The organism is Occallatibacter sp., from assembly GCF_036502485.1.
Classification (GTDB): domain Bacteria; phylum Acidobacteriota; class Terriglobia; order Terriglobales; family Acidobacteriaceae; genus Telmatobacter.
The window spans coordinates 1-7,714 of record NZ_DASXYM010000145.1 but is presented as its reverse complement, the minus strand read 5'-3'; the positions used below and the strand labels follow the sequence as shown (position 1 = coordinate 7,714).

Sequence of the window (7,714 nt, the reverse complement as noted above, 5' to 3'; positions counted from 1 at the left end):
AACCAGGCTCTCGTCACCGCGAACATTCAGGAGCACATCCAGTCTGAAGTGACACACTTTGGCAACAAGGTGGGCGTGTGGGATGTGGTGAACGAGCCGCTTGATCCCAGCCAGCCTGACTGCCTGGTTCACGGGCCGTTCTACAACGTCCTGGGCAAGTACTATCTCGATGTTGCCCTCAAGGCAGCTCGGCAGGCAGCGCCCGGCGCCAAGCTGTTCATCAACGACTACAGCACCACCGATCCCAATCGTCTGGCATGCCTCGTCAAGGTGGTCAACGATCTCCGCTCACGCAACGTTCCACTCGATGGCGTGGGTCATGAGATGCACAACGCCATCAACTACCCGTCGGTCCCGGCGATGGTGAATGCCATCAACACTGTCGCGGACCTCGGGATTGACCAGGAGGTCACCGAGTTCGACCTTAGCGTTTATAACGCGGGGGACACGAAGACTAACTACGGCCTGAACGTTCCGCCTTCCGTTCTGGCGAAACAGGGATGGCTCTACGCAAACACCTTTGACGCGTTCCGGAACCTGAAGGGCAAGCTGAGTCGGGTCACGATCTGGGGTATGGCGGATGACGATACGTGGCTCGACAGCTTTCCCGTGTCGCGCACCGACTATCCGCTGCCCTTCGACATGAGCCTGCAGGCCAAGCCCGCCTATTGGGGCATTGTGGACGAAACCAAATTGCCGGGCTACGGCATGGCGCTCTCGTCCACCATCTCCGCAGGCACACGCGACACGCGCACGGTTACGCTCACCGCTACCAACGGCGACGCAGGAACCGCCTGGGCCTCGCAGCTCAACAATTTCACTCTCACGCAGATCTCCGGCCCGTCCTGCACGCCGAAGATCACAACTCCGAGCTTCCCGATTATTCTGGGGGACCTGCCGGCCAGCGGCTCAGCGAGCGTGAGCTTCACGGTCAGCATCGTGGGGTGCAATCCCAATGCACGGTGGACCCTTACTGTGCCGTGGTCTGCCAACACCTACGAAACCGGCACCTACTCCACCACAGTTGATTTCAACCGCGGCGCCAAGTAGCTTTGCGCTCCACCGGGGCCCGTCCACGTGGCGGGCCCTTTTTTTATGTGAGAAGTGCACCGCGGCATGGGCTCTCCTGCTCAGACCCCCTTGCCCTTGAACGCATAGTAGAGCTCGATAAGCAGGATGAGGACGACGACCACTTCAAGGAAGAACGCCCGGCTCTCGTTGAACTGTTCGGTCATATCCTGGTGCAGGTTTTCGGCAGTCTTCAGCTTGCGGGCCACAAGATCCTTATAATCCGGCACGCCCACCTTTGCCGCCGCCAACCTGTAGAGGCGCGCGGCAAACATGTCACTCAGGAATTTGATCGCATTGTCGGCGTGTTCGGTGAGCTCGCCTATGTCCAGCAGTACGCGCTGGAGATCTCTCGCCCGCCGCGCCAGCCGCCAGCGCGCAAAGCGTCCGCGTTTCTGCCCCAGCAGGTCATACACCTCGTCCAGCACCCCGGTCAGCAGTTCGTCGTAGTACCGGAATTCGAGCAACTGCGAGTTGGCATATTCCAAGAGCTGGATGGCTGTCTCCGCGCCCGCGGCTGAGTCATACACGAAGGCCGCATTCCATCCGATTACCGCGAGGTCGTTCGCGTAGTACGAAATCTGCGACTGCAGCACTTCCCTGCACTCGCCTTCCGCAAGGGTCAGCCGGTCCCCGCGCACCACCTGCGCAATTCTGTGGCCGTGCTCCTGGATCAGTTGATCGGCTGTTGGTGATCCCGCGGCGTCGCGCACATGAAAGATGAAGTAGTCTTCGCTGAGCCAGCGATCATAAGGCTTGATGAAGGCAGCTGAGGACCGTTCCAAAGAGCGACGGATGATGGGCTCGATGCGGGATGCGAAATCCACATCCCAGACCCACCGGCTCGACAGTCGGATGAGGTCGTCCCAATTGCCGGCGAACGGAAGCTGATAGGCAACGCTGACCACCCCGTAATCGAAATATTTGATTGCTCCCTCGAGCCGCTCGCCCGACTCGAGCGTGAGCGCGTCCAGACGCTCCAGCACCGGCGGCCGCTCATAGCGGACGTACGAGGGGGCCGCCTGCTTGGTGCTGGGCTGGCGCAGGGTGCGGGCGTTGGCCGCATGCTGCAACTGGTCAAGCCGGATCTCCTCGCATACGTCGAACTGGATGAGCACCAGCACGAATCCGCTCAGTGCGGTGGAGACGGGAGTTGGATCGGTGGTGGCCATGGCTTGTAGGAATGGTATAGGACGCGGTAACCGGGGGGTGCAGCGAACTGGCGGCAGCTGGGCCCCGGCGACTCGTCCATTCTGTCCTGCTGCTCCACTTGCTGCCGGCAGGAATGAGCAATCCGCTATGGCGTTATTCTCGCGCCTCTGCCGCAGCCAGACCGCGGCTTTTCACATCGCGCATGGGCGGCTGCCCGAAGAAGCGGCTGTACTCGCGGCTGAACTGGCTGGCGCTTTCGTAGCCCACCTGGAACGCGGCACTGGCTGCATCCAGTCCCTCGTTCAGCATGCGTTCGCGCGCCACATGCAGTCGAAGCTGCTTCTGATATTGCAGCGGGCTCATGGCGGTGAGAGAGCGGAAATGATGATGGAGCGTGGAGACGCCCATTTGCGCAATGCCGGCGAGTTCTTCCACGCGCAGCGGCTTGTCGAAATTCTGCTTGAGCCACGAGACCGCTTTGGCTGTGCGGTTGGTCTGTTCGCCGAGGGTGGCGATGGCGCGCAGATGCGCACCCTGCGGACTGCGCAGCAGGCGGTAGATGATCTCGCGCTCGATGTGCGGCGCGAGGAACGGGATGTCCTGCGGCGCATCGAGAAGATCGACCAGGCGCGCACAGGCATCCAGCAGTTCCGGGGTCGTTTCGCCCACGGCCATGCCGCGCGCCGACTCTGATTCGCCGTGTACCGGCAGTTCGTGTTCGCTCAGGATGCGGCGCACCTCGGGGGTTTCGAGATTCAAGTCCAGCCCCAGGATGGGCCGGTCGCGGGTGGCATCGATCACCTGGCTCACCACCGGCAGATCGACAGAAGTCAGAAGAAAAGTGGACTCGTCGCAGATGAGGGTTGACCGGCCAAGATTGATCCGCTTCTTTCCCTGCACAAAGACGATCAGGCTAGGCTTGTAGGCCGCGGAGTTGCACGCCGTGGGCTCGCTGCGACGGTACAGAGTCAGCCCGGGAATCGCCGTCTCGCGCATTCCTTCGCCGCTGCAATGCGCGGCGATCTTCCGCGCCAGATCGGCACGCATCATCTGAACGCGCGTCTGCTGCCTCTTCTTCGAGTCTGGTCGGACCTCCGCCCTCATGGCCACGGCGCCTCCATATTCACACTAACGCCGAAATGTGGCAGTCCATGCAGAAATTTCCGGCCTTCGACAGATTCAGGCAATAAATCGGCAGAATCGGGATACCGCACCACCGGAACTCTTTCGTAGTCTTTCATTCATGGGCAACGCGGGGGCTTTACGATTCATATGGCCTTATCTCCCGGCGCACCCCGCTTTGACCCTGGCGCATCCCAAAACAACAACGCGCAAAAAAGGCCGAGGTTGATTGCATGTTCAACGCAAAAGCATACGCTGTTCCCGACGCCACATCGCCGTTTGCCCCCACCACGATCGTGCGGCGCGATCCAACCGATACCGATGTCCAGATAGAGATTTTATTTTGCGGTATATGCCACTCTGACGTGCACCAGGCGCGCAACGAGTGGCAGGACGCGATGCCGACTGTGTATCCTTGCGTGCCCGGCCACGAAATCGTGGGCCGCGTCACCAGGGTGGGCTCGGCGGTAAAGAAGTTCAAGCCGGGCGACATTGCCGCCGTGGGCTGCATGGTCGACTCCGACCGCACTTGTCCCGAGTGCCAGGCCGGGCTCGAACAGTTCTGCAACAATTTCGTGTTAACGTACAACTTCCCCGACAAGCACACCGGCAAGGTGACGTACGGCGGCTATTCCGACACCATCGTCGTGGACGAGCATTTTGTGCTGAGTGTGCCGTCGAACCTCGACTTGGCCGGAGCCGCGCCTCTGCTCTGCGCCGGCATCACCACGTACTCGCCCATGAAGCACTGGGGCGTCACCAAGGGCAAGAAAGTGGGTGTAGTCGGTCTGGGCGGACTGGGCCACATGGCTGTGAAGTTTGCGCATGCTCTTGGCGCACAGACCGTGGTGTTTACCACCTCGCCCGGCAAGGTGGAAGATGCCAAGCGCCTGGGCGCCGATGAAGTGGTGATCTCGCGCGACGCGAATGACATGGCCAAGCACGCCGGCAGCTTCGATTTCATTCTGGACGCTGTGGCCGCGGAGCACGACATCAACGCTTATATCAACATGCTGCGCCGCGACGGGAACCTGACCATGGTGGGCGCGCCTGAGAAGCCACTGCCGGTGGGCGTCTTCGGCCTTCTGTTCCGGCGCCGCAGTTTTTCCGGATCGCTGATCGGCGGCATCGCGGAAACCCAGGAGATGCTCGACTTCTGCGGCAAGAACAACATCACCTCCGATGTGGAAGTGATTCCGATCCAGAAGGTGAACGAAGCTTACGAGCGCGTGGTGAAGTCTGACGTGAAGTATCGCTTCTCCATCGACATGGCGTCGCTGAAGGCCGAGTAGTTCTACCGCCAACTTTCGTGTTCCATCCTGTCGGTTTGCCTCTGGCGACGGGATGGAAACGACATGATCCGCCATGGCACCGAGGAATGATTTTGAAGTGTCCGCACTCGATCTCAGTTGCATGCGCATGAGCGGGGCGCTGAGTTAAAGGCGGAGGATTTTAGCATGAAAGCAGCTGCGTACCTGGCGCTGGCAGCGCATATAGCTCTGGGTGGATTTGTACCTGCACAGACTCAGCAGAGCAGCAGTCCATCGGAATCTCACGATAAGTCAGCTTCTGACAGGGATAGGTTGATTGGCGGCTGGCACCTTGTCGCACTTAGAACGCAGGGCGCAGACGGCAAGCTCAACCTTGCTGCCGGCCTGACAGGCAAGCTGATCTACACGCGCGACGGCCATATGTCCGTGCAGATCATGTATCCCGAATCCGACGCGACGCTCACCAACGATTACGTTCTGAACGGGTACGAAGCGTCCTTCGGCAGCTTCGACATCAACGAGCAGGCACACACTGTGACGCACCACGTGGAGGGATCGATCACGCGTGGGCTGGTGGGCAAGAGGCTGACGCGCGCGTATCGATTCTCCGCGCGGCGTCTTACGATCCGGTCGACGAATCCCAACGAACACTGGTCAGTGATCTGGCAGCACGACTGACCGAGGCAGCGCCGCTCTTCAACGATCGCGGCAATCACCAGGAACTGAAGTCAGGAAGCAGACGAGCTCACCTCAATTCCGGCGGTTCAGATTCCGCAGGGGTCGGTGATCTTGTATGCCGACGACTCCAGCGTTGCGCGCCGACAGATCGAAACTGTCTTGACACGCATGAAGCTTCCCTTTGTTGGTTCGAAGACCGGCAGGGAGGCCTGGGAACAACTGAGGATACTGTCGCAACGAGCGAGGAGCGAGGGGACACCCATTCGCCAGAAGGTGGCAGCAGTGCTTACGGACCTGGAGATGCCGGAGATGGATGGCTTCATGCTGACCAGGCAGATCAAGGATGACGACCTGCTGAAAGATGTTCCTGTGGTGGTTCACTCATCGCTATCCGGGGCAGCCAACGAGTCCCATGCAAGCCGGGTGGGCGCAGACGGTTTCGTGGCCAAGTTTGCTCCCGATGAGTTGGCGCACGCTCTTTCGCGCGTGCTGATAACTCCAGCACATTGAAGGTTCATGGGAAGGTGAGTGATTGATGTGGCTGCCCCCCAGGGATTCGAACCCCGATAGCCTGCTCCAGAGGCAGGTGTCCTACCATTGAACGAGGGGGCAACAAGCGAGCATTGCGATGGCTTGCAACCTTGTTTGACAGAGCCGCAGCGGGCGCCGGGCGTGGCTGCCAACTTGTTCATCATACTTGGGATTTGCGGTCGGGGTCAAACCAGCAGCCGGCGCTGAGACCAGTGGGTTTGGGAGTTCACCTGGCGTCCATGCCGGCGAGGCAAACTCACGTCTTTGCAGCAGGCAAGCGACTGTTGGAGCGGTTTTGTGCGTCCAATTCCAGCATGGCGCATTGGGATCCGCGGCTACCCGTTACCTCCTCGGAAGAGCCGGCGTGGACAGTAGAGGCAGAGGAGACTTATCAGGACGCGCTTGAGGCGCTTCTTGCCAACCATCCCGAGGACGGGCCGCCCGTCCCCTTTGTCGTGGGCGGAGCTTTCGCCATCCACCGCCACACCGGCATCTGGCGAACGACCAAAGACATCGATTTCTTCCTCGCACCCTCCGATATTCCAGCCGCATTTGAGCGCCTGGCAGCCGCAGGGTTTGAGACAGCCGTTGAGGATCCGGTGTGGCTGGCGAAGGCGCGTCGGGGTGAGCAGTTCGTGGACCTGATCACGGGCGTTGGCAACGCCAGCCTGGTGATCGACCGGTCATGGATCGACCGGGGCCTGGCGGAGATTGTGCTGGGAGTTCCCTGCCGCGTGCTGGGGCCTGAAGAGTGTATTGCCTCGAAGTGCTTCGTCGCGTTTCGCGAGCGGTTTGATGGGGCAGACGTGGTGCACCTGGTAAAGGCTTGCGGCCCGCGGCTGGACTGGCACAGGCTACTGTACCTCATGGGCGAGCACTGGATCCTGCTTTACTGGTCGCTGCTGCTGTACGCGTACGTGTATCCGGCGCACACCGATGCAGTTCCGGAAACGGTATGGCGCGAGTTGCTGCAGCGATTCACTGAGCAGTTGCGGCATCCGGACAAAGAGGCGCCGTTCCGCGGCTCGCTGGTGGATCCGCGCATGTTTGCCATTGATGTGGACGAGTGGGGCGAGCGCAATCTTTACCAGGAGTTCTGCGACAACCACCCGTGCTTATTGCGCGTCGAAGACGCGGTTGGGAGCGAGGAATGAGGCTTGCGGCTGTTGCCGACATTCATTTGAAAGTCGAAGATCACGAGAAAAACGTAGCTGCATTTTCCGCAGTGAACGAGCTGGCGGATGCCCTTGTGGTGGCCGGCGACTTCACCAATCACGGTTTGCCGGATGAGATGCGCGCCGTGCTCTCCGTGCTGGAGCAGGTGCATGTCCCCATCATTGCCGTGCTGGGAAATCACGACCACGAGAGCGGCAACCAGGACGAACTGGCCGGCATGCTGCGCGTGGCGGGCGTGCACCTGCTGGATGGGCACTGCTTTGAAGTGGACGGCGTGGGCTTCGCGGGGACCAAGGGGTTTGCCGGCGGATTTGCGCCGTATGAGCTGATGCCATTCGGCGAGTTCGGGATTAAGAACTTTGTGGAGGTGGCGGAGCGCGAGGCCATCAAGCTGGACTACGGGCTGGAGCAGCTGAAGACGCCGGTCAAGATTGCCATTACGCACTACGCCCCGATCAAGGGGACAGTGGTCGGCGAGCCGGAGCCGATCTTTCCGTTCCTCGGCAGCTCCCGGTTGCAGCGGGCGATTGACAAGCACAAGCCGGCGCTGGCGCTGCACGGGCATGCGCACCACGGGACGTTTTCAGCGGAGTCGAAGGGGGGGGTACGGGTGTGCAATGTGGCGCTCAGCATCCTGAAGGAGCGGGGGGAGGAGCACCCGTTCACGGTGTTCCAGTTTTGAGTCTCTACCTTCCGGGGGGGGGGGGGGGGTTTTA

The 7,714-nt window shown here is 60.7% G+C and carries 8 protein-coding genes and 1 tRNA gene; 6 read left to right on the top strand and 3 right to left on the bottom strand.

Going from position 1 to position 7,714, the window contains the following annotated elements:
• Positions 1 to 1,050 (top strand): endo-1,4-beta-xylanase (locus VGL22_RS18355; RefSeq protein ID WP_465268402.1); only part of this gene is annotated, 1,050 nt, incomplete at its 5' end.
• 80 nt (positions 1,051 to 1,130) lie between these two features.
• Here VGL22_RS18355 and VGL22_RS18350 read toward each other — a convergent pair.
• On the bottom strand, positions 1,131 to 2,240 hold the full coding sequence (locus VGL22_RS18350; protein WP_465268401.1) for a hypothetical protein: 1,110 nt from the start codon (positions 2,238 to 2,240) through the stop codon (positions 1,131 to 1,133).
• A gap of 133 nt (positions 2,241 to 2,373) precedes the next feature.
• Positions 2,374 to 3,270 (bottom strand): AraC family transcriptional regulator, encoded by an 897-nt coding sequence (locus VGL22_RS18345; RefSeq protein WP_465268400.1) that lies wholly within the window; start codon positions 3,268 to 3,270, stop codon positions 2,374 to 2,376.
• Positions 3,271 to 3,575: 305 nt separating this feature from the next.
• Between VGL22_RS18345 and VGL22_RS18340 the strand changes: the two genes are divergently transcribed.
• From VGL22_RS18340 to VGL22_RS18330, 3 genes are all read left to right on the top strand, one after another.
• Positions 3,576 to 4,634, top strand: coding sequence for an NAD(P)-dependent alcohol dehydrogenase (locus VGL22_RS18340; protein WP_465268399.1), 1,059 nt, complete (start codon positions 3,576 to 3,578; stop codon positions 4,632 to 4,634).
• Positions 4,635 to 4,799: 165 nt separating this feature from the next.
• Positions 4,800 to 5,291, top strand: a complete 492-nt coding sequence (locus VGL22_RS18335; RefSeq protein ID WP_465268398.1) for a lipocalin-like domain-containing protein — start codon at positions 4,800 to 4,802, stop codon at positions 5,289 to 5,291.
• Between the two features lie 105 nt (positions 5,292 to 5,396).
• The gene (locus VGL22_RS18330; protein WP_465268397.1) at positions 5,397 to 5,801 is read left to right on the top strand and encodes a response regulator; all 405 of its coding nucleotides are present in this window, start codon (positions 5,397 to 5,399) and stop codon (positions 5,799 to 5,801) included.
• A 28-nt stretch (positions 5,802 to 5,829) separates the two neighbouring features.
• Here VGL22_RS18330 and VGL22_RS18325 read toward each other — a convergent pair.
• A tRNA-Gln gene (locus tag VGL22_RS18325) sits at positions 5,830 to 5,903 on the bottom strand.
• Between the two features lie 158 nt (positions 5,904 to 6,061).
• On the opposite strand from VGL22_RS18325, the gene VGL22_RS18320 reads away from it, so the two are divergent.
• Together VGL22_RS18320 and VGL22_RS18315 are read left to right on the top strand one after the other, a co-directional pair.
• Positions 6,062 to 6,976: a nucleotidyl transferase AbiEii/AbiGii toxin family protein gene (locus VGL22_RS18320; protein WP_465268396.1), complete on the top strand. Its 915-nt coding sequence runs from the start codon at positions 6,062 to 6,064 to the stop codon at positions 6,974 to 6,976.
• Positions 6,973 to 7,680 carry a metallophosphoesterase family protein gene (locus tag VGL22_RS18315; RefSeq protein ID WP_465268395.1) on the top strand — a complete coding sequence of 236 codons (708 nt, stop codon included), beginning with the start codon at positions 6,973 to 6,975 and terminating at the stop codon, positions 7,678 to 7,680. The genes VGL22_RS18320 and VGL22_RS18315 overlap by 4 nt, the downstream gene beginning before the upstream one ends.
• Positions 7,681 to 7,714 lie beyond the last annotated feature (34 nt).